This is a genomic window from Anoxybacillus sp. CHMUD, assembly GCF_013096965.1.
In the GTDB taxonomy this organism is placed as follows: domain Bacteria; phylum Bacillota; class Bacilli; order Bacillales; family Anoxybacillaceae; genus Anoxybacillus; species Anoxybacillus kestanbolensis_A.
Window position 1 is genome coordinate 127,958 of the sequence record NZ_SDLG01000002.1, and the last position, 25,721, is coordinate 153,678.

29 protein-coding genes are annotated in these 25,721 nt (G+C 42.7%); all 29 read left to right on the top strand.

Annotated features, from left to right (window positions below):
* The first annotated feature begins 38 nt into the window (after positions 1-38).
* The 29 genes from topA (at position 39) to flhB (ending at position 25,692) form a co-directional block, all read left to right on the top strand.
* Positions 39-2,108 (top strand): type I DNA topoisomerase, encoded by a 2,070-nt coding sequence (gene topA / locus ETB99_RS01940; protein WP_077429203.1) that lies wholly within the window; start codon positions 39-41, stop codon positions 2,106-2,108.
* Positions 2,109-2,153: 45 nt separating this feature from the next.
* On the top strand, positions 2,154-3,452 hold the full coding sequence (gene trmFO, locus ETB99_RS01945) for an FADH(2)-oxidizing methylenetetrahydrofolate--tRNA-(uracil(54)-C(5))-methyltransferase TrmFO (RefSeq protein ID WP_077429202.1): 1,299 nt from the start codon (positions 2,154-2,156) through the stop codon (positions 3,450-3,452).
* A gap of 60 nt (positions 3,453-3,512) precedes the next feature.
* Positions 3,513-4,415, top strand: a complete 903-nt coding sequence (gene xerC, locus ETB99_RS01950) for a tyrosine recombinase XerC (RefSeq protein ID WP_171699781.1) — start codon at positions 3,513-3,515, stop codon at positions 4,413-4,415.
* A 14-nt stretch (positions 4,416-4,429) separates the two neighbouring features.
* Complete coding sequence (hslV, locus tag ETB99_RS01955; RefSeq protein ID WP_275531840.1) at positions 4,430-4,978, top strand: ATP-dependent protease subunit HslV; 549 nt, start codon at positions 4,430-4,432, stop codon at positions 4,976-4,978.
* Positions 4,979-4,991: 13 nt separating this feature from the next.
* On the top strand, positions 4,992-6,371 hold the full coding sequence (gene hslU, locus ETB99_RS01960) for an ATP-dependent protease ATPase subunit HslU (RefSeq protein ID WP_171699782.1): 1,380 nt from the start codon (positions 4,992-4,994) through the stop codon (positions 6,369-6,371).
* Positions 6,372-6,383: 12 nt separating this feature from the next.
* Entirely contained in the window at positions 6,384-7,163 is a 780-nt protein-coding gene (codY, locus tag ETB99_RS01965) for a GTP-sensing pleiotropic transcriptional regulator CodY (protein WP_055441148.1), read from the top strand.
* Between the two features lie 168 nt (positions 7,164-7,331).
* Positions 7,332-7,712: a flagellar basal body rod protein FlgB gene (flgB, locus tag ETB99_RS01970; protein WP_077429197.1), complete on the top strand. Its 381-nt coding sequence runs from the start codon at positions 7,332-7,334 to the stop codon at positions 7,710-7,712.
* Positions 7,713-7,715: 3 nt separating this feature from the next.
* Positions 7,716-8,153, top strand: coding sequence for a flagellar basal body rod protein FlgC (flgC, locus tag ETB99_RS01975; RefSeq protein WP_077429196.1), 438 nt, complete (start codon positions 7,716-7,718; stop codon positions 8,151-8,153).
* Between the two features lie 12 nt (positions 8,154-8,165).
* Positions 8,166-8,459: a flagellar hook-basal body complex protein FliE gene (gene fliE / locus ETB99_RS01980; RefSeq protein WP_077429195.1), complete on the top strand. Its 294-nt coding sequence runs from the start codon at positions 8,166-8,168 to the stop codon at positions 8,457-8,459.
* A 29-nt stretch (positions 8,460-8,488) separates the two neighbouring features.
* Entirely contained in the window at positions 8,489-10,075 is a 1,587-nt protein-coding gene (gene fliF, locus ETB99_RS01985) for a flagellar basal-body MS-ring/collar protein FliF (protein ID WP_171699783.1), read from the top strand.
* A 13-nt stretch (positions 10,076-10,088) separates the two neighbouring features.
* Positions 10,089-11,108, top strand: a complete 1,020-nt coding sequence (gene fliG / locus ETB99_RS01990) for a flagellar motor switch protein FliG (protein WP_077429193.1) — start codon at positions 10,089-10,091, stop codon at positions 11,106-11,108.
* Positions 11,092-11,871 (top strand): flagellar assembly protein FliH, encoded by a 780-nt coding sequence (gene fliH / locus ETB99_RS01995; protein ID WP_171699784.1) that lies wholly within the window; start codon positions 11,092-11,094, stop codon positions 11,869-11,871. Before fliG ends, fliH begins: the two co-directional genes overlap by 17 nt.
* A complete protein-coding gene (gene fliI / locus ETB99_RS02000) occupies positions 11,868-13,181 on the top strand; it encodes a flagellar protein export ATPase FliI (protein WP_171699785.1) in 1,314 nt (437 codons plus the stop codon). The genes fliH and fliI overlap by 4 nt, the downstream gene beginning before the upstream one ends.
* A gap of 7 nt (positions 13,182-13,188) precedes the next feature.
* The gene (gene fliJ / locus ETB99_RS02005) at positions 13,189-13,632 is read left to right on the top strand and encodes a flagellar export protein FliJ (RefSeq protein WP_171699786.1); all 444 of its coding nucleotides are present in this window, start codon (positions 13,189-13,191) and stop codon (positions 13,630-13,632) included.
* A 6-nt stretch (positions 13,633-13,638) separates the two neighbouring features.
* On the top strand, positions 13,639-14,250 hold the full coding sequence (locus ETB99_RS02010) for a MotE family protein (RefSeq protein ID WP_171699787.1): 612 nt from the start codon (positions 13,639-13,641) through the stop codon (positions 14,248-14,250).
* A 14-nt stretch (positions 14,251-14,264) separates the two neighbouring features.
* Positions 14,265-16,688, top strand: coding sequence for a flagellar hook-length control protein FliK (locus ETB99_RS14895; protein ID WP_253263521.1), 2,424 nt, complete (start codon positions 14,265-14,267; stop codon positions 16,686-16,688).
* Positions 16,689-16,698: 10 nt separating this feature from the next.
* Positions 16,699-17,166 carry a flagellar hook assembly protein FlgD gene (gene flgD, locus ETB99_RS02035; protein WP_077429631.1) on the top strand — a complete coding sequence of 156 codons (468 nt, stop codon included), beginning with the start codon at positions 16,699-16,701 and terminating at the stop codon, positions 17,164-17,166.
* A 13-nt stretch (positions 17,167-17,179) separates the two neighbouring features.
* Positions 17,180-17,548: a TIGR02530 family flagellar biosynthesis protein gene (locus ETB99_RS02040; protein WP_077429632.1), complete on the top strand. Its 369-nt coding sequence runs from the start codon at positions 17,180-17,182 to the stop codon at positions 17,546-17,548.
* A gap of 76 nt (positions 17,549-17,624) precedes the next feature.
* On the top strand, positions 17,625-19,013 hold the full coding sequence (locus ETB99_RS02045; protein ID WP_077429633.1) for a flagellar hook-basal body complex protein: 1,389 nt from the start codon (positions 17,625-17,627) through the stop codon (positions 19,011-19,013).
* Between the two features lie 45 nt (positions 19,014-19,058).
* Positions 19,059-19,286 (top strand): flagellar FlbD family protein, encoded by a 228-nt coding sequence (locus ETB99_RS02050; RefSeq protein WP_171699788.1) that lies wholly within the window; start codon positions 19,059-19,061, stop codon positions 19,284-19,286.
* A 1-nt stretch (position 19,287) separates the two neighbouring features.
* Positions 19,288-19,701, top strand: coding sequence for a flagellar basal body-associated protein FliL (gene fliL / locus ETB99_RS02055; protein WP_077429685.1), 414 nt, complete (start codon positions 19,288-19,290; stop codon positions 19,699-19,701).
* Between the two features lie 31 nt (positions 19,702-19,732).
* Positions 19,733-20,731, top strand: a complete 999-nt coding sequence (fliM, locus tag ETB99_RS02060; RefSeq protein WP_171699789.1) for a flagellar motor switch protein FliM — start codon at positions 19,733-19,735, stop codon at positions 20,729-20,731.
* Complete coding sequence (gene fliY, locus ETB99_RS02065; RefSeq protein ID WP_171699790.1) at positions 20,721-21,872, top strand: flagellar motor switch phosphatase FliY; 1,152 nt, start codon at positions 20,721-20,723, stop codon at positions 21,870-21,872. Before fliM ends, fliY begins: the two co-directional genes overlap by 11 nt.
* Positions 21,873-21,891: 19 nt before the next feature.
* A complete protein-coding gene (gene cheY / locus ETB99_RS02070) occupies positions 21,892-22,251 on the top strand; it encodes a chemotaxis protein CheY (RefSeq protein WP_003394872.1) in 360 nt (119 codons plus the stop codon).
* A gap of 12 nt (positions 22,252-22,263) precedes the next feature.
* Positions 22,264-22,890, top strand: a complete 627-nt coding sequence (gene fliZ / locus ETB99_RS02075; RefSeq protein WP_077429636.1) for a flagella biosynthesis regulatory protein FliZ — start codon at positions 22,264-22,266, stop codon at positions 22,888-22,890.
* A complete protein-coding gene (fliP, locus tag ETB99_RS02080) occupies positions 22,883-23,548 on the top strand; it encodes a flagellar type III secretion system pore protein FliP (RefSeq protein WP_006323082.1) in 666 nt (221 codons plus the stop codon). The genes fliZ and fliP overlap by 8 nt, the downstream gene beginning before the upstream one ends.
* Before the next feature lie 14 nt (positions 23,549-23,562).
* Complete coding sequence (gene fliQ, locus ETB99_RS02085; RefSeq protein WP_171699791.1) at positions 23,563-23,832, top strand: flagellar biosynthesis protein FliQ; 270 nt, start codon at positions 23,563-23,565, stop codon at positions 23,830-23,832.
* Positions 23,829-24,608 (top strand): flagellar biosynthetic protein FliR, encoded by a 780-nt coding sequence (fliR, locus tag ETB99_RS02090; protein WP_004891044.1) that lies wholly within the window; start codon positions 23,829-23,831, stop codon positions 24,606-24,608. Before fliQ ends, fliR begins: the two co-directional genes overlap by 4 nt.
* Position 24,609: 1 nt before the next feature.
* Positions 24,610-25,692, top strand: a complete 1,083-nt coding sequence (flhB, locus tag ETB99_RS02095; protein ID WP_077429638.1) for a flagellar biosynthesis protein FlhB — start codon at positions 24,610-24,612, stop codon at positions 25,690-25,692.
* Positions 25,693-25,721 lie beyond the last annotated feature (29 nt).

A 25,721-nucleotide genomic window follows, 5' to 3' on the forward strand; every position in this document is an offset into this window, starting at 1 on the left:
TTTACTTTACGAATTACCTCTTGAGGGAGGGCAAAATAATGTCAGACTACTTAGTCATTGTAGAGTCGCCAGCCAAGGCGAAAACGATTGAAAGATATTTAGGAAAAAAGTATAAAGTAAAAGCATCAATGGGCCACGTGCGCGATTTGCCAAAAAGTCAAATGGGCGTTGACATACAAAATGATTATGAACCGAAGTATATTACGATTCGCGGAAAAGGTTCGGTTATTAAAGAATTGAAAACAGCGGCGAAAAAAGCAAAAAAAGTATTTCTTGCAGCTGACCCGGATCGCGAAGGGGAAGCGATTGCTTGGCATTTAGCACATGTACTTGACTTAAATACGGATTCACCATGTCGCGTCGTATTTAACGAAATTACGAAAGATGCGATTAAACAGTCATTTGAACAGCCGCGCACCATTAATATGCATTTAGTTCATGCACAACAAGCGCGTCGTGTACTCGATCGTCTTGTCGGCTACAACATTAGCCCGTTGCTTTGGAAAAAAGTAAAAAAAGGGTTAAGCGCAGGACGCGTGCAGTCTGTTGCCCTTCGCCTAATTATTGATCGCGAAAAAGAAATTCAATCGTTTCAACCTGAAGAATATTGGACGATTCAAGGCACGTTCATGAAGGGAAACGACACATTTGAAGCGCAATTTTATCGTTTGGGCAGCGAACCATTTGATTTAAAGACGGAGCAAGACGTACAACATGTATTAAATCATATTCAAGGCAATGAATTTTTCGTTACAGCGGTAACGAAAAAAGAGCGAAAACGCAATCCTGTTGCCCCGTTTATTACATCGTCATTACAACAAGAGGCGGCGCGAAAATTAAATTTCCGTACGAGAAAGACGATGATGGTTGCTCAGCAACTATATGAGGGGATTGATCTTGGAAGCGAGGGAACGGTCGGTTTAATTACATATATGCGTACAGACTCCACGCGCGTATCAGAAAGCGCTCAACAAGAGGCGATGCAGTATATTGAACAGACGTTCGGAACATCATATGTAGCGACAGAAAAAAGAAAAGAAAAACAAAAAGCGAATGCGCAAGACGCACACGAAGCGATTCGGCCAACGTCCGTCTGGCGTCATCCTAGCGCGATTAAGCCGCATGTCACACGCGATCAATATCAGCTATACAAACTCATTTGGGAGCGCTTTATCGCAAGCCAAATGGCGCCAGCTGTGCTCGATACGGTAGCAATCGAGCTATCAAACGGCTCGGTCGTCTTTCGTGCGACTGGTTCTACAGTCAAGTTTCCAGGTTTTATGAAAGTGTATGTGGAAGGAACGGACGATCCGAAAGATGAGCAACAACGACTATTGCCAGACTTTGTTGAAGGAGAGCGCGTATTTAGTAAAGATATCGAAGGAAAACAACATTTCACGCAGCCTCCACCGCGCTATACGGAAGCCCGCCTTGTGAAAACGCTAGAAGAGCTCGGCATCGGTCGCCCATCGACATATGCACCAACGCTTGATACGATTCAAAAACGGAATTACGTCACGCTTGAAAACAAACGTTTCGTTCCAACAGAGCTTGGTGAAATTGTACTAGATTTAATGATGCAATTTTTCCCAGAAATTTTAGACGTCGAATTTACAGCAAAAATGGAAAAAAGCTTAGACGATATTGAAGAAGGAAAAGTCGAATGGGTGCGCATCATCGATGAATTTTATCGCGAGTTTGAAAAACGGTTAAAAATTGCGGAAGTTGAAATGGAAAAAGTTGAAATAGCTGATGAATCAGCAGATGTCGATTGCGAAGTATGTGGAAGCCCGATGGTGTACAAAATGGGGCGCTTCGGAAAGTTTATCGCCTGCTCAAACTTCCCGCAATGTCGCAATACAAAAGCGATCGTCAAAGACATCGGAGTGAAATGTCCGCGTTGCCATGAAGGGAACATTGTGGAACGAAAAAGCAAAAAGAAACGAATGTTTTACGGCTGTGATCGTTTTCCGACGTGCGATTTTGTTTCATGGGATAAACCGATCAGTCGTCCGTGTCCGAAATGCGGTGGCATGCTTGTTGAGAAAAAAGGGAAAAAGAGCGTGCACATTCAATGCACGCAATGCGAATATAACGAACAACAGTAAGGTGAGGCGCATACCCTCACCCATTTTATCGAGGAGGGAATATGAATGGAAGTAACAGTAATTGGAGCAGGATTAGCAGGAAGCGAAGCGGCATGGCAACTTGCCAAACGTGGCATTCGTGTCAAATTGTATGAAATGCGTCCGGTGAAACAAACTCCTGCGCATCATACCGACAAATTTGCTGAGCTTGTGTGCAGTAACTCGTTGCGTGCGAATACATTAACGAATGCAGTTGGCGTGTTAAAAGAAGAAATGCGCCGATTAGACTCTGTCATTATGAAAGCAGCGGACTCTTGTTCTGTCCCAGCCGGTGGGGCTTTAGCAGTAGATCGTCACGAATTTGCGGCGAAAGTAACAGAAATGGTTACGAATCATCCGAATGTGACTGTTGTGCGTGAGGAAGTGACGTCGATTCCAACCGGTCCGACGATTATAGCAACCGGCCCGCTAACATCGCAGTCGCTTTCAGAACAGCTTCAAGCGTTAACAGGGGAACAATATTTATACTTTTACGATGCGGCAGCACCGATTATTGAAAAAGAAAGCATTAACATGGAGAAAGTGTATGTGAAATCTCGCTATGATAAAGGGGAAGCGGCGTACATTAACTGCCCGATGACAGAAGAGCAGTTCGAGCGATTTTATGATGCGCTCATTTCTGCTGAAACAGTTCCTTTAAAAGAATTTGAAAAAGAAATTTATTTTGAAGGATGCATGCCAATTGAAGTTATGGCACGACGCGGGAAAAAGACGTTGCTGTTTGGTCCGATGAAGCCCGTCGGTTTAGAAGACCCACGTACAGGGAAACGTCCTTATGCTGTTGTACAACTTCGTCAAGACGATGCGGCAGGGACGTTATACAACATTGTCGGTTTCCAAACGCATTTAAAATGGGGGGCGCAAAAAGAAGTCATTCGTCTCATTCCGGGGCTTGAACAAGCAGAAATTGTACGATACGGTGTCATGCATCGCAATACGTTTTTGAACTCTCCAAAGTTGCTAAAGCCGACGTATCAATATAAAGAGAGAGAAGACTTATTTTTCGCAGGACAAATGACCGGTGTTGAAGGATATGTTGAGTCAGCAGCCTCAGGACTTGTGGCGGGGATCAACGCCGCACATTACGTGCTCGGGAAAGAACTGATCGTATTTCCACAGGAAACAGCAATCGGCAGCATGGCGCATTACATTACGTCAGCGAACCCAAAACATTTTCAGCCGATGAATGCCAATTTCGGCTTATTTGCCCCGCTTGATGAGCCGATTAAAGATAAAAAGAAAAAAAATGAACGGTATGCAGAACGGGCGTTAGAAACAATTCAGAATTTTTTAAAAAAGTTGTGAAATTCATTGCAAGAGCTGCTCAATTATGCTACTATTTAGTAGCTCTTGTGAGGTGATCGAATGGAAAATGTGAATTTTACGTTACATTTGTTTATTGAATATTTACAAATAGAAAAAAATTATTCAGAATATACAATTGCGTGTTATAAGCATGATATTGGCGAATTTTTCGAATTTATGGAGCGCGAACAAGTCAAACGATTGCAAGATGTCTCTTACAGCGACGTTCGCCTGTTTTTAACGGAGCTTCATAAGCGGAAGCAATCTAGCCGTTCGATTGCCCGAAAAATGTCGAGTTTGCGCAGTTTTTATAAATTTTTAGTGCGTGAAAAAATCGTTTTTGAAAATCCGTTTGCCCTTGCTTCGTTGCCGAAGAAAGAACAGAAAATTCCACATTTTTTGTACCAAGACGAATTAGAACAGCTGTTTGTTGTTAATGATTTAAATACAGCGATCGGTCAACGAAATCAGGCGATGATCGAACTGTTGTATGCAACGGGTGTACGGGTAAGTGAATGTTGTAACATTCGCTTATCACACATTGATTTTTCGGTATGTACCATCTTAATTTCCGGCAAAGGAAACAAACAGCGCTATGTCCCGTTCGGTACGTACGCCAAAGAAGCGCTTGAACGATATATACAAGACGGACGTCAGCAACTAATAAGCAAAGCGAAGACACCGACGGATGTACTTTTTTTAAATGCGCGTGGCGGTGCATTGACGCCAAGAGGAGTGCGTCATATTTTAAACGACATCGTCGAACGAGCGGCACTTTCTTTGAAAGTAAGCCCCCATACGTTTCGCCATACGTTTGCGACCCATTTGTTAAACGAAGGGGCTGATTTACGTTCTGTGCAGGAATTGTTAGGTCATGCACATCTTTCATCAACGCAAGTGTATACACATGTAACGAAAGATCATTTGCGCCACATTTATTTACATTCCCACCCGCGCGCATAACGAAAATAAGGAGGATGTTTATGAGTCAATTTCATGCGACGACGATATTTGCGATTCGCCATCAAGGAAAAGGAGCGATGGCGGGCGATGGTCAAGTAACGTTCGGCAATGCTGTCGTGATGAAACATACCGCCCGGAAAATTCGTAAACTTTTTCATGGCAAAGTGTTAGCTGGCTTTGCGGGAGCGGTAGCCGATGCGTTCACGTTGTTTGAAATGTTTGAAGGAAAGCTAGAAGAATACAACGGAAATTTACAGCGCGCTGCAGTTGAGCTAGCGAAAGAATGGCGGAGCGATAAAGTGTTGCGTCGGTTAGAGGCGATGTTAATCGTCATGGACGACACCCATTTACTCCTCATTTCCGGAACGGGCGAAGTGATCGAGCCAGACGATGGCATATTAGCGATCGGTTCAGGTGGAAATTATGCGTTAGCAGCTGGTAGAGCGTTAAAAGCGTATGCAGGTGAACATTTAACAGCGAAGCAAATTGCACAAGCAGCATTAAAAGTGGCGAGCGATATTTGCGTGTACACAAACGATTGCATTATTGTCGAAGAGCTGTAGAGGGGGGAGCGGCATGTTAACGCCAAAACAAATTGTTGAAAAGCTTGATCAGTTTATCGTCGGTCAGCATGAAGCGAAAAAGGCGGTGGCGATCGCGTTAAGAAATCGTTATCGTCGCAGCTTATTAGACGAGAAGTTGCGCGATGAAGTCGTGCCGAAAAATATTTTAATGATTGGACCAACGGGCGTAGGAAAAACAGAAATTGCACGACGGTTAGCGAAACTTGTTGGCGCTCCGTTCGTAAAAGTAGAGGCGACGAAATTTACTGAAGTCGGGTATGTCGGTCGAGATGTCGAATCGATGGTACGCGATCTCGTCGAAACGTCCGTACGCATTGTCAAAGAGAGAAAAATGAACGAAGTAAAAGATCGCGCGCAAGAGTTGGCGAATAAGCGTCTTGTTGAATTGCTCGTACCTGGAAAAACAAAACAACCGATGAAAAATCCGTTCGAACTTTTGTTTGGCGGCGCACAAGAGCAGCCGGAGACAGGAAGCGATGAGCAACACATTGTTGAAAAACGGCGACAAATCGCTTGGAAGCTCGCAAACGGAGAGTTAGAAGATGAGTTTGTGACGATTGAAGTAGAAGAACAACAACCGCTTATGTTTGACTTATTTCAAGGCGCTGGCATGGAGCAAATGGGCGTCAATATGCAAGATATGTTAAGTAGCTTTATGCCGAAAAAACGAAAAAAACGAAAATTAAAAGTGAAAGAAGCGCGCCATGTACTCGTGAACGAAGAAGCGCAAAAGCTGATCGACATGGACGAAGTGACGCAAGAAGCGATTCGGCTAGCTGAACAGTCAGGTATTATTTTTATTGATGAAATTGATAAAATTGCGCGAAAAGGACAGACTGGCTCATCGGCTGACGTTTCGCGTGAAGGGGTGCAGCGCGACATTTTGCCGATTGTGGAAGGGTCAACCGTTATGACGAAATACGGGCCAGTGAAAACGGACTATATTTTGTTTATTGCGGCCGGTGCATTCCACATGGCGAAACCGTCCGATTTAATTCCGGAACTGCAAGGGCGTTTTCCGATTCGCGTCGAGCTGACGAAGCTGATGGTAGATGATTTCGTAAAAATATTAGTAGAACCAAACAATGCGCTGTTAAAACAATATGTCGCTTTACTTGCGACAGAAGGTATACAACTTGAATTTTCTGACGATGCTATTCGTAAAATTGCGGAAGTGGCGTTTGAAGTGAATCAACAAACAGATAACATCGGTGCGCGCCGCCTTCATACGATTATGGAAAAACTTTTAGAAGATTTGTTGTATGAAGCGCCGGATGTGCATTTAGAAAAGATTGTGATCACCCCACAATATGTTGAGAAGAAACTAGGTAACATTGTGCGAAACAAAGATTTAAGTCAGTTTATTTTATAAGGAGGATGCAATATGAATTTACTTGAAAAAACAAGAAAAATTAATGCGATGCTGCAAAATGCGGCTGGAAAACCAGTAAACTTTAAAGAAATGGCAGAGACGCTTTGCGAAGTAATCGAAGCAAACGTTTTCGTTGTTAGCCGTCGGGGCAAATTGCTCGGATTTGCGATTAAACAAACGATTGAAAACGAGCGAATGAAAAAAATGTTGGCTGACCGTCAATTCCCAGAAGAGTATACGAAAAATTTATTTAACATTACGGAAACATCGCCAAACCTTGATATTAATAGCGAGTATACCGCATTTCCTGTCGAAAATAAAGACTTATTTAAAAACGGGCTAACGACGATCGTGCCGATTATCGGTGGCGGTGAGCGCCTTGGAACACTTATTTTATCTCGCTTAGATAAAGAGTTTCATGATGATGACTTAATTTTAGCTGAATACGGAGCAACGGTTGTCGGAATGGAAATTTTACGTGAAAAAGCGGAAGAAATTGAAGAAGAAGCGCGTAGCAAAGCGGTTGTTCAAATGGCAATTAGCTCACTTTCCTATAGTGAATTAGAAGCGATCGAACATATTTTTGAAGAATTAGATGGGACAGAAGGCTTGCTTGTGGCAAGCAAAATTGCTGACCGCGTCGGCATTACACGTTCAGTCATTGTTAATGCGCTTCGCAAACTAGAAAGTGCCGGAGTTATTGAATCTCGTTCCCTCGGAATGAAAGGAACGTACATTAAAGTGTTAAACGATAAGTTTTTAACAGAGCTTGAAAAATTAAAACATCATTAATAAGAAAAGCTTCTTAATCTTTAAATAAAGCAGGCATCTTTCTCGCAAAGATGCCTCTTTTGTTTGTTAAAGTATGTGAAAAATAGTCCAATGTTCCCTATGTACATATTGGAAATAATTTTTTACAATAAAGGTGTCGAACGGTGTCTTCACAAGGAGGAATATGTCGTGAAATTGTTTTCACATACGTTTCAAATATTAGAACAAGGATTAAATTACTCATCATTGAAGCAAAAAGTGATCGCAAACAACATTGCGAATGTCGATACACCGAATTTTCAAGCGAAAGACGTTCAGTTTCGAAATGAATTTCATCAGGCTTTGCAAGCGTATCGTACGGATCCGCGCCATTTTGAATTTAAAGGCGGAACAAGCAAATTTCTCGTGACAATGAAAAATGATCTCGTTTACAATCATAATAAGAACAATGTCGATTTGGATAGAGAAATGTCGAATTTAGCGCAAAACCAAATTTATTACAACGCGTTAGTCGAGCGGTTGAACGGAAAGTTTAACTCTTTGAAAACGGTCATTAAGGGAGGAAAATAATATATGTTTCAAAGTTTCAATGTATCCGCCTCTGCGTTAACAGCTCAGCGGTTACGCATGGACGTCATTTCAGCCAACATGGCGAACGTCGATACGACGCGGGCGAAAATGGTCGATGGGAAATGGCAGCCATATCGTCGCAAAATGGTTGTCATGCAACCAAACGAATCGTTTTCTTCTTTTTTAAGTCAGGCCATGAACGAGCGGTCGGCAGGTGGAGTGAAAGTGACGAAAATTATTGAAGACGAAACGCCGTTCAAACTTGTGTATGACCCATCTCATCCGGATGCAGATGAAAACGGATATGTACAACTTCCAAATGTTGATCCGTTAAAAGAAATGGTCGATTTAATGAGCGCGACTCGCTCATATGAAGCGAATGTGACGGTGTTAAACGCGACGAAAGGAATGTTAATGAAGGCGTTAGAAATCGGAAAGTAGGGGAGATAAACGATGATTGATCGCATTCAACGTGCAGCTTTATCACCAGCTGTGCAGCAGCAAACAATAAAGCCAGCCGAGGCGCAACGTGCGTTTTCGCAATTTTTAAAAGAGGCGATTCAAGAAGTGAACAAGCAGCAAATTCAATCAGATCAACTGACGATGAAGTTAGCAAGAGGGGAAAACGTTGATTTACATAATGTTATGATCGCTTCGCAAAAGGCAAGCGTGTCGCTTCAACTAGCGATTGAAGTGCGCAATAAAGTCGTTGAAGCGTATCAAGAAGTGATGAGAATGCAAGTATAATTGACCTCATGAGATAGCGGAGGAAGCATATGAACGAGCAATTAAAACAAGCGATAGAACGATTAAAATTGTTTTGGAGCGAGAGAACAAAACAACAAAAAATGATGGCTTTAGGTCTTGTAGGATTGTTGGTTGTTGCCGTTGCGCTTACCGCTTTTTTGGCGACGCGAACGAATTTTGTTCCTCTCTACAGCAATTTATCGCCGCAAGAAGCGGGGCAAATTAAAGCGACGCTTGACCAGCGGGGGATTAAGTCGCAAATTACGGATAACGGCACGACGATTTTAGTGCCGGAACAGCTTGTCAATACGTTAAAAGTCGAACTAGCCGCCGAAGGCATTCCCGATAGCGGAAGCATCGATTATTCGTTTTTCGGAAAAAACTCTGGTTTCGGCATGACAGATAACGAATTTAACGTATTAAAAATTGAGGCGATGCAAACCGAACTTGCCAATTTAATAAAAAGTATCGACGGGGTAGAAGACGCAAAGGTGATGATTAATCTACCCCAGCCGACGATCTTTGTTGGCGACCAACAGGAAGGGGCATCTGCATCGATCGTTTTGAAAACAAAAGCGGGATATAAATTTAATGAGCAGCAAATTAAATCATTATACCACCTTGTTTCCAAAAGCGTGCCGAACCTTCCTACTGATAATATCGTCATTATGAACCAATATTTTGAGTACTTTGATTTAAAAAATGATGGAAATTTTTCGTCTGGCAAAACGTTTGCTGAACAATATGAAGTGAAACAACAAATTGAACGCGACATTCAACGCCGCGTGCAACAAATGTTAGGAACGATGATGGGACAAGATAAAGTCGTCGTTTCTGTCACAGCCGACGTTGATTTTACACAAGAAAATCGTCAAGAAGAACTTGTTGAGCCAGTAGATAAAGAAAATGTAGAAGGCATCGCTGTTAGTGTGCAACGTATTACTGAGACGTTTTCAGGAAAAGGGGCGCAGCCGGGTGGCACAGCGGGCGTAGGGGAAAACGAGGTGCCAGGGTATGAAGGAGCAAATGGCGAGACAAACGGTGATTATGAGCGAATCGAGGAAACAATTAACAACGAGGTTAATAGAATAAAAAAGGAAATTGTTGCAAGTCCTTATAAAGTAAAAGATTTAGGTATTCAAGTAATGGTAGAACCGCCGACACCAAGCGATCCGAACTCACTTTCGGCCCAAACGGTTGACGACATTACAAAAATTTTAGGGACGATTGTGCGGACGTCAGTCGATAAAGACGTTGCAGGACAATGGACGGATGCGGATTTACAAAATCGCGTCGTCGTTTCTGTACAACCGTTTAACGGAAAGGTGCAGTTTAATGAGCAAGCTACAGCTATCCCAACGTGGGCTTACCTTGCTGGTGGCGGACTGCTCGCTTTCATCATTGCATTGCTCGTCTTTTTATGGTTGCGCAAACGGAAAAAAGAAGAAATGGACGAACTGCCATTACAAGAAGAAAAAGTGGCAGTACAAATTCCAGATGTAAACGAAGAAGTCGAAACAGAAGCAACGTTGCGCCGCAAGCAGCTTGAAAAGCTTGCAAAAGAAAAACCAGAAGAATTTGCAAAACTGTTAAGAACATGGCTTGCAGAAGAATAAGGGAGGGGATTACATGGCAAAGCGTGATCAAAAAGGTGAACTAACAGGAAAACAAAAAGCGGCCATCCTCCTCATTTCGTTAGGTCCCGACGTGTCAGCATCCGTATATAAACATTTATCTGAAGAAGAAATTGAAAAGCTAACGCTTGAAATTTCTAACGTTCGTCAAGTTGATGCCGAGAAAAAAGAAACGATTTTAGAAGAGTTTCATCAAATCGCCTTAGCTCAAGATTACATTTCACAAGGCGGAATTGCTTATGCGAAACAAGTGCTTGAAAAAGCGCTCGGTCCAGAGCAAGCGATGAACATCATTAATCGTTTAACGTCTGCGCTTCAAGTGCGCCCGTTTGATTTTGCACGGAAAGCCGATCCGGCTCAAATTTTAAACTTTTTACAAAACGAACATCCACAAACGATTGCGCTTGTATTGTCGTATTTAGAACCAACGCAAGCGGGTCAAATTTTATCGGCGCTTCCGCAAGAAGTGCAAGCGGATGTCGCTCGCCGCATTGCGTTGATGGATCGCACATCGCCAGAAATAATTAATGAAGTCGAACAAGTGCTTGAACGGAAATTATCGACGACTGTTGTACAAGATTACACGCAAACAGGCGGTATTGAGGCGGTTGTTGAAGTGTTGAACGGTGTCGACCGGGCTACTGAACGCACGATTTTAGATGCCCTTGAAATTCAAGATCCGGAGTTAGCGGAAGAAATTAAAAAGCGCATGTTTGTATTTGAAGATATCGTTACGCTTGATAATCGCGCGATTCAACGCGTTATTCGCGAAGTGGACAACGCCGACTTGTTGCTTGCGTTGAAAGTGTCTAGCGATGAGGTGAAGGGAGTTATATTCCGCAACATGTCTTCTCGTATGGCGGAAACGTTCAAAGAAGAAATGGAGTTTATGGGTCCTGTTCGCCTTCGCGACGTAGAAGAAGCACAATCTCGTATTGTTGCAGTCATTCGCCGTCTTGAAGAAGCGGGTGAAATTGTCGTCGCTCGTGGCGGAGGAGATGATATTATTGTCTAAAGTCATTAAAGCCCCGTTTGCCCGTACAAGTACCGAGCAACGGGCGGTCATTCAAGTGAGAAAAGTATGGTCTGACGTGCAACAAGAAGAACATGAACAACCTGCCGAAACGATGATGCAACATGCACAAATGTTAATCGAGCAAGCGGAGCAACAAGCCGCACACATTCGTCAAGAAGCGGACATGTATTACGCATCTGTCCAACAACAAATTGCGGAAGAGCGAAAGCGATGGGAAGAAGAACGAAGCGAATGGATAAACGAAGCGCGTCAAGAAGGATATGCGATCGGTTTGGAACAAGGGCGCGAAGAAGGATTTCAACAGTACATGGAGGCAATTCGTGAAGCGAAGAAGATTGCACAATCCGCCCATGAACAGTTTTATCACATGTTGCAGTCGGCCGATGAAACGATTTTACTTGTTGCATGCAAAGTAGCGGAACGAATTATCGGTGAGCGTCTTGCTGAAAACAAAGAACATTTTCTTGGCCTTGTGAAACAAGTCATTCAAGAAGTTCGTGAACATGAAGAAGTGAAAATATACGTTCATCCGGCTTATTATGACGTTGTCGTTCGTCAAAAAGAGGAGCTAAAAGCGCTATTTAGCCAAGATGTTCATTTGTTTATTTACCCGGATGAAACATTGGCGGAGACAAGTTGCGTTGTCGAGTCGCCGTTCGGACGTATTGATGCGAGTGTCGACACACAACTGGAGCAGTTAAAACTTCAATTGCTCGAGCGAATCGAGGGGGAAAATGAATGAACTGGCAAGCACTCATCAATGAAATTGAGTTGCTCGACCCATATAAACGATTTGGCAAAGTCACACGCGTTATCGGTTTAATGATCGAAGCAAAAGGCCCGGAAAGTTCAATTGGTGATGTGTGCTACATTCATATCGGCCACAAAAAAAAGAAAAAAATTCAAGCGGAAGTCGTCGGCTTTCGTGATGAATATGTGCTTTTAATGCCGTATGCAACCGTTCAAGACATCGCCCCAGGTTGCATTGTAGAGGCAACGGGGGCTCCGCTTGAAATAAAAGTCGGTTCAGCGCTTGTCGGACGTGTTATTGACGCATTAGGAGCCCCGCTTGACGGTCAACCGCTTCCAAAAGGATTGACGGCTGTTCCAATCGATCGCCAACCGCCCAATCCAATGACGCGTCCTCCGATTTCAGAGCCAATTGAAGTCGGGGTGAAAATGATCGATAGTTTATTAACGGTCGGAAAAGGGCAACGTGTCGGTATTTTTGCTGGTTCAGGTGTTGGAAAAAGTACGTTAATGGGGATGATTGCTCGCAATACAAATGCGGATTTAAACGTTATCGCACTCATCGGTGAACGTGGACGCGAAGTGCGAGAATTTATTGAACGCGATCTTGGTCCTGAAGGATTAAAACGCTCCATTGTCGTTGTCGCTACGTCAGATCAACCAGCCTTAATGCGTATGAAGGGAGCATATGCAGCGACAGCGATTGCGGAATATTTTCGCGATCAAGGACTTAACGTTATGCTGATGATGGACTCTGTCACGCGTGTGGCGATGGCGCAACGTGAAATTGGACTGGCGATCGGAGAACCTCCGACAACGAAAGGATATACGCCGTCCGTTTTTGCGATTTTACCAAAACTACTTGAACGGACAGGAACGAATGAACATGGGACGATTACCGCTTTTTATACGGTGCTCGTTGATGGCGATGATATGAACGAGCCGATTGCTGATACCGTTCGCGGCATTTTAGATGGTCATTTCGTATTAGAACGCCAACTAGCCAATAAGGGTCAATATCCAGCAATTAACGTATTAAAAAGTGTAAGCCGCGTCATGAACTACATTGTGACGCCAGAGCATCGAAAAGTGGCAGAAAAATTGCGTGAGTTGTTGGCGACGTATGTGCAGTCTGAAGATTTAATTCAAATCGGTGCCTATAAACGAGGATCGTCGCGAGAAATCGACGAAGCGATCCGTTATTATCCGAAAATTATTTCGTTTTTAAAACAAGATGTTCATGAATGTTATACAATAAACGAAAGTGTTCAACAGTTGTTTCAACTTATCGAACAAGGGTGAATAGGCGATGACATCATTTCAATTAACGAAAATTTTAAATTTAAAAGAGTATGAAAAACAAAAAGCGCTACACGAATATGAAGAGGCGCGCCGTCGCTTTGAAGAAGTGGCAGAAAAACTGTACCACTTTTTAAAACAAAAAGAAGACTACGAGGAACAACATAAACAACAATTACAATCAGGGTTGGCTGTTCAACATATCCGTTCGTTTCAACAATTTATGAACAATTTGCAGCGCGTCATCGACCATTACCAGCATCTTGTTATGCAAGCCCGTCAGCACATGGAGTTGAAACAACTAAAGTTAGTTGAATTGAATGTAGAAGTGAAAAAATACGAAAAAATAAAAGAAAAACATGATGAAATGATCGCGCAACAAATGCGAATTGCAGAACAAAAACAAATGGATGATATTTCAATTCAACAATATTGTTATCGAGAAACAAGGTGAGCGTTGATGGAACAATTTGAAAAAAAAGAAGAAGAGACGAAAAAAGCGAGCAAGCTTCAATGGTTTCTTTTTGTCGTCTTCATCCCGCTTTTATTCACCATCTCCGTTGTTTTACTTATTCTAACGTTCTCTGGTATTAACGTATTTGAACAAGGGAAAAAATATGCGGGGCAATTGCCATTTGTTTCTCAATGGATTGAAGGAACAGACGCGAACGAAAAAAAGAAACTAGAAGAGCAAATCGTTGAACTAAAAGCAGCCATTGTTGAGAAAGAAAAGGAGCTTACAAAAACGAAAGATACTATAAAAGAAAAAGATGCAGAAATTGATGCGCTTAAGCAAGAAATCGCACGTTTGCAGACGGAAAAAGAACAAGCACAACAGCCGACAACACCGTCAACAGAGCAGACAGATGCTACGCGTGTAGACGTTGTGAAAATGTATGAGACGATGTCACCAAAAAAAGCAGCGGAAATTATTCCGCAAATGTCAGATCAAGAAGCGGTTCATTTATTATCAAAGTTAAAAACAGACAAAGTGGCGGCCATTTTAGAAAAAATGGATGCACAAAATGCGGCGAAATATACGAGCTTGCTTGCGAAAAAAGCGGACAATTGAAAGGAGGTGAGCAGATGAATATCGCACCGATTTCCTTCATGACGTCATCTAGCGGACAACATGGACAAATGAAAACGAGCGATGACAACGCATTTGCTTATATTATTGAATCGTTGCGCCAAGAGACGAAACCGTTACAGCAATCCGTTCAGTCATCCGAAAAGGTACGAACTGTCGATTGGGAGCAGCTGCAACAATGGTTTGTGCAACTTCCTGTTCATGACGGGTATGCAGATAAACAAACGTTATGTAACGATGTCGTTCAAGCGTTCCTTTCCCTTTTGCCAGAAGACATGAAAAATGATATCACGGAACGATTTTCATCTGAGCAACCGCTTGAAGCGATGTTTGCGCCAACGGATGATCGCAATGAAAAAGACGAGCTCATGCTTGTCGTTGCATTATTCCAACTGGAGCAAAAGCAATGGGCGATTCCGGAGCCGATCATTGAATATGTGCGCGCAACACTTCGTCACGTATTTGGGGCACATAGTGAGCAAACCGCCACCATTCAGGCGATGTTGCAAAACGTCGTTAATAACCAACTTATGTTGTTGAACAATGCGCAAAAAATGGTTGAATGGCCGCTCCAGCAACAACAATCGTGGCTACCTGTCCACAAACAGTTAGTTCCTATGCAACAAATCGTTCGCACATTTGATCTGTTGCACGCTCAACAGGCCGTCCAATCAAACATGCCGCTAGAGACACAAACAAGCGAGACTCCGCTTGCGTCGCAAATGGAGCGAATCGTTCGGATGCCAAGCGTGCTACATGCAGTACAGCAGTCGGCTGAAAAAAATGTGCCGATAGATGTGCAAATGGTCGATACGACAAGCGAAACTCCGCTTGCATCGCAAATGGAGCGAATCGTTCGGATGCCAAGCGTGCTACATGCAGTACAGCAGTCGGCTGAAAAAAATGTGCCGATAGATGTGCAAATGGTCGATACGACAAGCGAAACTCCGCTTGCATCGCAAATGGAGCGAATCGTTCGGATGCCAAGCGTGCTACATGCAGTACAGCAGTCGGCTGAAAAAAATGTACTGATAGATGTGCAAATGGTCGATACGACAAGCGAAACTCCGCTTGCATCGCAAATGGAGCGAATCGTTCGGATGCCAAGCGTGCTACATGCAGTACAGCAGTCGGCTGAAAAAAATGTACTGATAGATGTGCAAATGGTCGATACGACAAGCGAAACTCCGCTTGCATCGCAAATGGAGCGAATCGTTCGGATGCCAAGCGTGCTACATGCAGTACAGCAGTCGGCTGAAAAAAATGTACTGATAGATGTGCAAATGGTCGATACGACAAGCGAAACTCCGCTTGCATCGCAAATGGAGCGAATCGTTCGGATGCCAAGCGTGCTACATGCAGTACAGCAGTCGGCTGAAAAAAATGTACTGATAGATGTGCAAATGGTCGATACGACAAGCGAAACTCCGCTTGCATCGCAAATGGAGCGAATCGTTCGGATGCCAAGCGTGCTACATGCAGTACAGCAGTCGGCTGAAAAAAATGTACTGATAGATGTGCAAATGGTCGATACGACAAGCGAAACTCCGCTTGCATCGCAAATGGAGCGAATCGTTCGGATGCCAAGCGTGCTACATGCAGTACAGCAGTCGGCTGAAAAAAATGTACTGATAGATGTGCAAACGGTCGATACGACAAGCGAAACTCCGCTTGCATCGCAAATGGAGCGAATCGTTCGGATGCCAAGCGTGCTACATGCAGTACAGCAGTCGGCTGAAAAAAATGTACTGATAGATGTGCAAACGGTCGATACGACAAGCGAAACTCCGCTTGCATCGCAAATGGAGCGAATCGTTCGGATGCCAAGCGTGCTACATGCAGTACAGCAGTCGGCTGAAAAAAATGTACTGATAGATGTGCAAACGGTCGATACGACAAGCGAAACTCCGCTTGCATCGCAAATGGAGCGAATCGTTCGGATGCCAAGCGTGCTACATGCAGTACAGCAGTCGGCTGAAAAAAATGTACTGATAGATGTGCAAACGGTCGATACGACAAGCGAAACTCCGCTTGCGTCGCAAATGGAGCGAATCGTTCGCGCGAGTCAATTTACACAATGGAGAAACGGAAATGCACAATTACTTATTCGGTTGCATCCTGAGCATTTAGGGTATGTCACGATTAAACTCATTCAGCAAAAAGGGAAGCTAACGGCAAAAATGATTACGTCTACGGAAGCGGCAAAACAGTTAGTGGAACAGCACATTCATCAGCTTTCGCACATTGCGGATCGGGTTACGGTCGAGCAATTTGATGTATTTAATGAAGCGAAATTTCGCGATCATTCATTCCAGCAACAAAAGCAGCAACAGCAACAACAAGAGCAACAGAGAGAAGAGAAGAATGAGCGTGATCAATCGTTTGATGAGTGGTTAAAAGAGTGGTTTGACTTTGAATAGAGGTGATCATATGACTGCGATCGATCCAAGTTTGCTTTTATCGCAACGCCAAGTCGCGCAGCGTGAAACAGGGAAAAGCTCGTTAGGGAAAGACGATTTTTTAAAAATTTTAATTGCCCAATTGCAACATCAAGATCCGTTAAATCCGATGGAAGACCGTGAATTTATTTCACAAATGGCAAACTTTTCATCACTTGAGCAAATGGTCAATATGTCAAATATGATGAGCAAGTTTATTGAGACACAAACGGGTACATCGGAAAAACTTACAGGCACATTAGATGCATTGCAAAAGCTTATCCAACAACAATCTACACCGTCGCTTGCTCAATATAGTGAATGGATCGGCAAGACGGTAACATGGGATGAACAAAGCGGTGTAGTGAGAGCTGTCGTCCAAAAAGGAACAGACATATGGTTAGAGCTTGAACAAGGAGAAACGGTGTTAGCCTCTCGCGTCACAAAAGTGTCGCAATAAAGGAGGTGAAGAAATGGATCGAATACAGTTCTTTCCGCATGCCCCGCTCATTCCGCCGAAAAAGCAAGTCGCTGCTTCATCAAAGTCAGAGCGACAATCGTTTCGCGATGCGCTTATTGAAGCAGGAAAAGGGCTAAAAATAAGCAAACATGCACAACAACGTTTGCAAGAGCGAAATATTCACATTAACGACGAACAGTGGGCGATGATTGGGCAAAAAATTGTAGAGGCAAAACAAAAAGGGGTGCGCGATTCACTCGTCATTACAAATGAAGCTGCATTAATTGTGAGCGCTGTGAATGAAACGGTCATTACCGCGATGAATCGCGAAGAAGCACAAACGCAACTATTTACAAATATTAATGGCGCCATCATTATATAAGGCTGGACCGTTACAGGAAGCCTTTGAGCGTGCGGAATGACGGAAGCCGCTCAAATAAGAAAAAGGAGAGGATTATATGTTACGTTCAATGTTTACTGGCATTGGTGGTATTCGCAACTTCCAATATAAATTAGACGTCATTGGTAACAATATTTCTAACGTCAATACGTACGGCTACAAAAAAGCGCGTGTGACGTTTAAAGATCTCGTTTCCCAACAAATTTCCGCGGCGACATCATCGACAGGGACGCGCGGAGGAATTAACGGAAAACAAATTGGTTTAGGAAGTGGACTTGGTTCGATCGAAACGATTCATACGCAAGGATCGACGCAAACGACGGCACGTCCGCTCGATTTGGCGATCGGTGGCGACGGCTTTTTCGTTGTTGGTTCGATTAACGACGTCACATTAATTAGCATGGATGGACCAGCTGGAAAACTCGGAACGAATAGAGTGAATACAGGAGTGCCTATTGACCGCGTCTTTAATTTAAGCTTTACACGTGCAGGGAACTTTTATTTGGATGAGTACGGCTATATTGTAAACTCAGACGGACAATATTTAATTGGTGAGGCAGCGATTAAAGATGTGGATACAGTCATTACGAATGCGCCGCATGTAGCTCAAGCAAGACGTGATTTAGAAACATTTCTTAATAGTGCAAACGGTCTTGTAAACTTTATAAAAAAATGGAAAGAAGAGTTCACGAAAGATCCTGATAACAATCCGACGACACAAACGGATTTTATTACTTTTATTAACAACTTTAACAATGAATTAAGCACCTTAAACGAGAAAATAACAGGGAAGACGGATCCGAACGATACAACGTTGGCAGCAGCTGGGACATATTTTAATGACCGTGTATCTCCTAAAGCTAGCATTAACCCTGTTCCTCTGCTTCCAGCAAACGAGGCGGACTGGCCGGATACATTAGCAGAAGCAGAAAAAATGATGGGACCATATTTAGAAGGAATTAGCGGTTTTGTTGAAAGTGTTCAACAAGTGTTGCAAGACTACAGCGAGCCGAAATACGGAAATGTCACAAGCTTTGAACCGGGTCTCATTCAAATTCCAAAAACAGCGAAAAGCTTCGGGATTACAGCGGATGGAAAAGTAACGTTCATCGATAGCAATGGACAATTAAAAATTGCAGGTCAAATTTTATTAGCGCAATTTCCAAACCCAACAGGTTTAGAGAAAATGGGGGGGAATACGTTTAAAGAAACGAACAACTCTGGTAAACTTGACCGCAATGCAGACGGCTTGACGATTAATGAGTTGTCGCGCCCAGGTTTAAACGGTGCCGGTGAAATTATTTCTGGTGCGCTCGAAATGTCGAACGTAGACTTATCCGAAGAGTTTACCGAAATGATCGTTGCGCAACGCGGATTCCAAGCAAACACGCGCATTATTACAACATCGGACGAGATTTTACAAGAATTAGTTAACTTAAAGAAATAATAAGGGAGGGGAGGGCACTAGGCTCTGTCTAGTGCCCGCATACATATGATTACATTAACGCGGTTAAATGGAAAACAATTCACACTAAACGCGATATACATAGAACAAGTTGAAGCGTTTCCAGACACGACCATTACGTTAACGAATGGCAAAAAGTTTGTCGTGCGGGAGTCTGTAGAAGATGTTGTGTCATTAGTAGAAACGTTTTATCGTAACATTTCTGTGCTCGGATTAAGGAGAGAGGCGGAGGGATCCGACGTTGAAAGACAATAAAATGTTAAAAATGATGCTAATTATTATGGGAGTGATTACGCTTGTTAGCGTCGTTGCCCTTGTTGTTGTCATGAAATTTATGGGCAATAATGAGCCAAAAGAACCGACGGTTGATGAAATCGTCGCCAGTTCATTTGATGTACCTGAAATCATGACCAACCTAATGGATGGAAGCTTTATTAAAATCGCGTTTAAAATTCAAACAGATAGCGAAAAGGCAAAAGAAGAAGCAGAAAAACGTGATTTTCAAATTAAAAATATCATCATTGAAGAACTATCTGAAATGACGGCGGAACAGTTTAAAGGAAAACAAGGAAAACTGCTCCTAGAGAAAAAATTGCGTGAACGCATCAATGAGCTTATGCAAGAAGGAAAAGTTGAGAAAATTTATATAACCTCCTTTATTCTCCAGTAAATAAAATGAATAGGAGTAGGAGGTGAGAACAGTGTCAGGAGAAGTTTTATCACAAAGTGAAATTGATGCCTTGCTGGCAGCGTTATCTGCTGGAGAGATGGACGCGGATGAGCTGAAAAAAGAAGAAGCAGAGAAAAAAGTGAAAGTGTACGACTTTAAACGGGCGTTGCGGTTTTCAAAAGACCAAATTCGCAGTTTAACACGCATACATGAAAACTTTGCTCGGCTATTGACGACGTTTTTTTCCGCACAACTGCGTACGTATGTGCAAATTTCTGTCGCATCGGCCGATCAGTTGCCATACGAAGAATTTATTCGCTCTATTCCAAAAATGACGATTTTAACGGTGTTTGAAGTTCCTCCGTTGGATGGACGCGTCCTGTTAGAAGTCAACCCAAACATCGCCTATGCTATGCTTGACCGCGTATTGGGAGGCAGAGGTGTCAGCTTAAATAAAATTGAAAATTTAACCGAAATTGAAACAAAAATTATGTCGAATTTGTTTGAAAAAGCGTTTAGCAATTTGCGAGAAGCGTGGGAGTCCGTCGTAGATATTGACCCGATGCTGACAGATTTCGAAGTCAATCCACAATTTTTACAAATGGTATCACCAAATGAAACGGTTGTCGTTATTTCGTTAAATACACAAATCGGTGATACGAGCGGAATGATTAACATTTGTATTCCGCACGTTGTGTTAGAACCAATCATTCCGAAATTATCTGTTCATTATTGGATGCAAACGCAAAAAAAGGCTCGTGAACCTGAAGAAGTTGCGACGTTGCAAAAGCGATTAAAGCAAACGAAAGTGCCAATGATCGCAGAGCTCGGTACATCGACGATCTCCATTCAAGAATTTTTGCAACTCTCTGTTGGTGATGTCATTCAACTCGATCAAACGGTACGTGATCCACTCGTGATTAAAGTAGGAGATGTGCCGAAATTTATCGGGCAGCCAGGAAAAATGAATAAACGATTAGCTATACAAATTTTAGATGTGATAAAGGGGGAAGACGGCGATGATGAGTGACGATATGTTATCTCAAGATGAGATTGATGCGTTGTTGCGAGGAATTGACGAAGACCCGATGCCGTCTAGCACAATGTCGATCGATGAAGTATTAACACCAATCGAGCAAGATGCGCTTGGTGAAATTGGAAATATTTCGTTTGGTAGTTCAGCGACAGCGTTATCGATGCTATTAAATCAAAAAGTTGAAATTACAACGCCGAGCGTTTCACTCATCGAACGTGCGCGCGTAGCAGAAGAGTTTCCGCATCCGTACGTTGCGATTCAGGTCAGCTATACCGAAGGATTTTTAGGAACAAATTTACTTGTCATTAAACAATCTGACGCTGCGATTATCGCAGATTTAATGATGGGGGGAGATGGCACAAATCCACCCGATTTTATGGACGAAATTCAATTGAGTGCTGTACAAGAAGCGATGAACCAAATGATGGGTTCGGCTGCGACGTCGATGTCGACGATCTTTAGCAAAAAAGTTGATATTTCGCCACCAAGTTTACACTTACTTGATTTATCGGAAGGCGAAGGATTTGAATATTTACCGCCGGACGACGTGCTTGTTAAAGTATCGTTCCGTTTAAAAGTAGGCAATTTAATTGATTCGAATATTATGCAACTGTTGCCAATTCATTTTGCGAAAGAATTAGTCGAAAATTTATTGAATCCGTCTAGTACAAAGACCGAAACATCAGCTACAATAAATACGAACGAGCCACATCAAACCGCGCCATCCGCACAGACGAAACTAGCGCCTTCATCGGCTCAACAAACGCAAAAAGAAGCTCCTCAACATTTTGGGACAGGAGCCGTGCAGCAGCCTGTCAACGTCCAGCCTGTTGCTTTTGCAAGTTTTGAACCAGCGCCATTGCCAGAAGCGGAATCACGCAATCTTGATATGTTGCTTGATATTCCGTTGCAAGTGACGGTGGAACTCGGGCGAACGAAGCGCTCTGTGCAAGATATTTTAAGTTTATCATCAGGCTCCATCATTGAACTTGATAAGCTGGCTGGTGAACCGGTTGACATTTTAGTTAATAACAAATTGATCGCGAAAGGTGAAGTTGTCGTCATCGATGAAAATTTCGGCGTGCGTGTGACGAGCATTATTAGCCAAAGCGATCGGTTAAACAAATTACGATAATTCGGGAGGTTTTTGGGGAATGGCGAGAATTTTAATTGTTGATGATGCAGCATTTATGAGAATGATGATTAAAGATATTTTAACGAAAAATGGGCACGAAGTCGTCGCGGAAGCAGCTGATGGGGCGCAAGCGGTCGAAAAATATAAAGAGTTTCGCCCAGACTTAGTCACAATGGACATTACGATGCCAGAGATGGATGGCATTACGGCGCTGAAAGAAATTAAAAAAATTGACAGCAACGCCAAAGTCATTATGTGTTCAGCCATGGGGCAACAAGCGATGGTTATTGATGCGATTCAAGCAGGAGCAAAAGATTTTATTGTCAAACCGTTCCAAGCAGATCGCGTCATTGAAGCGATTAATAAAACGCTCGGTTAGAGGTGGAATTCATTGCGCTATATTCGCATCATCATGTTGTGCGCGTTCGTTGTTCTGCAAGCAGTTTCCCCTGCTTTTGCAGAACAAGCGAACAGCGTAAAAGAATGTGTAGAACATCCAGAAAAGTGTAAAGAACAACAAACAAATGAGGCAACTCAAACGGCAACAGTTTCGGAATCGACTCCGATTACCGTTTGGGATTTCGTTAAACTGATTGGTGCAACTGCTTTTGTTATATTTTTGTTATATGCGCTTTTAAAATGGTTAAATAAACAAAACCGATTTTATGAGCGAAAAGGGCTCATTCAACATTTAGGTGGGACAAGTTTAGGTACAAACCGAACGATTCAAATTGTGAAAGTCGGTCGGCGTGTGTTAGTTGTTGGTGTAGGTGAATCGATTCACTTATTAAAAGAAATTACGGATGAGCAAGAAATTGAGGAGTTGCTTAAGCAACATGAAGCGCGCCTCGATTCATTGCTTGATACAAACGTATGGAAATCATTGCAATCGCTTTTACAGCAAAAAACGAACGAGCCTCGTTTTCGCCAATTGTTCGATCGAGAGTTACAACAGTTGGTTGAGAAGCGAAAACAAGCGATGAGAGCGCTGGAAAAAGAAAGGGATTCACATGAATGAAGTGATGCAGTTTTTTAATAATAGCGCGCCCGAAAACGTAGCGACATCTGTGAAGCTGTTATTGTTGCTGACGGTCTTATCGATTGCGCCAGGCATTTTAATTATGGTGACGTCGTTTACGCGCATCGTGATCGTCTTATCGTTTGTCAGAACAGCGCTCGGCACGCAACAAATGCCGCCGAACCAAGTCATTATCGGGCTATCTTTATTTTTAACATTTTTTATTATGGCACCGACATTTCAACAAATTAATCGTGATGCCTTGCAGCCGCTGTTTGATGAAAAAATTAATTTAGAGCAAGCATATGAACGAGCCGAAGCACCATTAAAAGAGTTCATGAGCAAACATACGCGACAAAAAGATTTAGCTTTATTTTTAAGCTACGCAGGGGCTGAACAGCCAAAAACAGTACAAGATATTCCGATGTCAGCGCTCGTCCCTGCTTTTGCGATTAGCGAATTAAAAACAGCGTTTCAAATCGGTTTCATGCTATTCATTCCGTTTTTAGTTATTGATATGATTGTGGCAAGCGTATTAATGTCGATGGGAATGATGATGTTACCGCCGGTCATGATTTCGTTACCGTTTAAAATTTTACTGTTTGTTCTTGTGGATGGTTGGTATTTAGTTGTGAAATCATTATTAGAAAGCTTTTAAAGTAGGTGGGAAAAATGAGTCCCGATTTTGTCATTCAAGTTGCGGAACACGGTGTGTACATGGTGCTTGTCGTATGCGGACCGCTCATGTTGCTTGCGCTTGCGGTCGGACTATTGATTAGCATTTTGCAAGCGACGACGCAAATTCAAGAACAAACGTTAGCGTTTGTTCCTAAAATTGTTGCCGTGTTACTCGGTCTTGTGTTTTTCGGACCGTGGATGCTTTCGCGCATGGTGTCATATGCATACAATATTTTTAGCAACTTAAGTAAATTTGTAGGATGAAGCGTATGGAGCTATACACGTATGTACCAACTTTTTTACTTATTTTTGCGCGCGTCGCTTCATTCTTTGTGACGATGCCGCTTTTCTCATATCGAAACGTGCCAAACGTTCATAAAATCGGTTTTGCCTTTTTTATTAGTTGGCTCATGTTTTTTTCGCTTGATCCAAAGCCATTGGATATTGACGGGACGTATATGATGTTGTTAATTAAAGAAGTGCTTGTCGGGTTATTGATTGGGCTTGTTGCATTTATCATTATGTCGGCTATTCAAATTGCGGGCGGATTCATCGATTTTCAAATGGGGTTTGCGATTGCAAACGTCATCGATCCGCAAACAGGTGCCCAAAGCCCATTAATGGGACAATATTTATACACGATCGCTTTGTTTTTTTTACTCGCCGTCAATGGACATCATATGTTGTTAGACGGTATTTTTTATAGCTATCAATTCATTCCGCTCGATCATCTCGTTTCGTTTGGAAATGAACAAATCGCAGAACAAGTTGTTCGTTTATTTCAAGCGATGTTCGTCATTGCTTTACAAATGGCTATTCCGATTGTTGGATGTTTGTTTTTAGTCGATGTAGCACTTGGTATTGTCGCGCGAACTGTCCCACAAATGAACATTTTTGTGATCGGTCTTCCCGTAAAAATTATCGTTAGTTTTGTGCTGTTTGTCATCGTATTTTCAAGTATGTTTGCCGTCACAAAGCAATTGTTTGAATTCGCTTTTATATCGATGCGCGGCATGATGAAATTGTTAGGAGGGGCGTAGCGTGAGCTGGTTGTCGGTCGATCTGCAGTTTTTTGCAGGAGAAAAAACAGAAAAAGCGACGCCAAGAAAACGGCAAGAAGTTCGTAAAAAGGGACAAGTAGCAAAAAGTGCAGATGTGACAGCTGCCTTTTTAATGCTTATCGTTTTTCTCGTCCTCTCTTTTTCTTCCGGTATGTGGGGAGATGCAATTACTCGGCTATTTCGCCAGTCGTTTCAACATTATTTTTTTATGGATGTGACGATCGATTCTGTACAGCTCATTTTCGTTGATCTCCTACAGCAACTTGCATTGCTCGTTGGACCTATTTTTTTAGCGGCAATTGCGGCGGCGTTATTTGCTAATTTTGTGCAAGTCGGTTTTTTATTCACAACGGAACCGCTGCAAATGAAGTTAAGTAAACTTGACCCGATTCAAGGGTTTAAGCGCATCTTTTCGCTCCGCGCCCTTGTAGAATTGCTCAAATCGATTTTAAAAGTATTGTTTGTTGGTGTTGTCACATTTTCTATTTTATGGATGCACATCGATGATATTTTATCGTTATCGCATAAATCGATTGGGGCAATTGCCGCGACGCTTGGACGTTTAACGATTCAAATGGGGCTTGTTGCTTCTGTCGCTTTACTATTTCTTTCGCTGTTCGATTATTTGTATCAACGGTATGATTTTGAAAAAAATATTCGTATGTCAAAACAAGATATTAAAGACGAATACAAAAAGACAGAAGGAGACCCGTTAATTAAATCACGCATTAAGCAAAAGCAACGAGAAATGGCGATGCGCCGCATGATGCAAGAAGTGCCGAAAGCAGATGTCGTCATTACAAACCCGACGCATTTTGCTGTGGCGTTAAAGTACGATGAACAGCAAGCAGACGCTCCGATCGTTGTCGCGAAAGGAGCAGATTATATGGCGCAAAAAATAAAAGATATTGCGAAAAAAAATGACGTCATGATCGTTGAAAATCGGCCGCTTGCACGTGCGTTATACGATCAAACAGATGTCGGGATGGTCATTCCAGAAGCTTTTTTCAAAGCAGTAGCAGAAATTTTAGCGTACGTTTACAAAACGAAAAATAAACTTTAATTTTATGTATGCGAACAGGAGAGAACGTT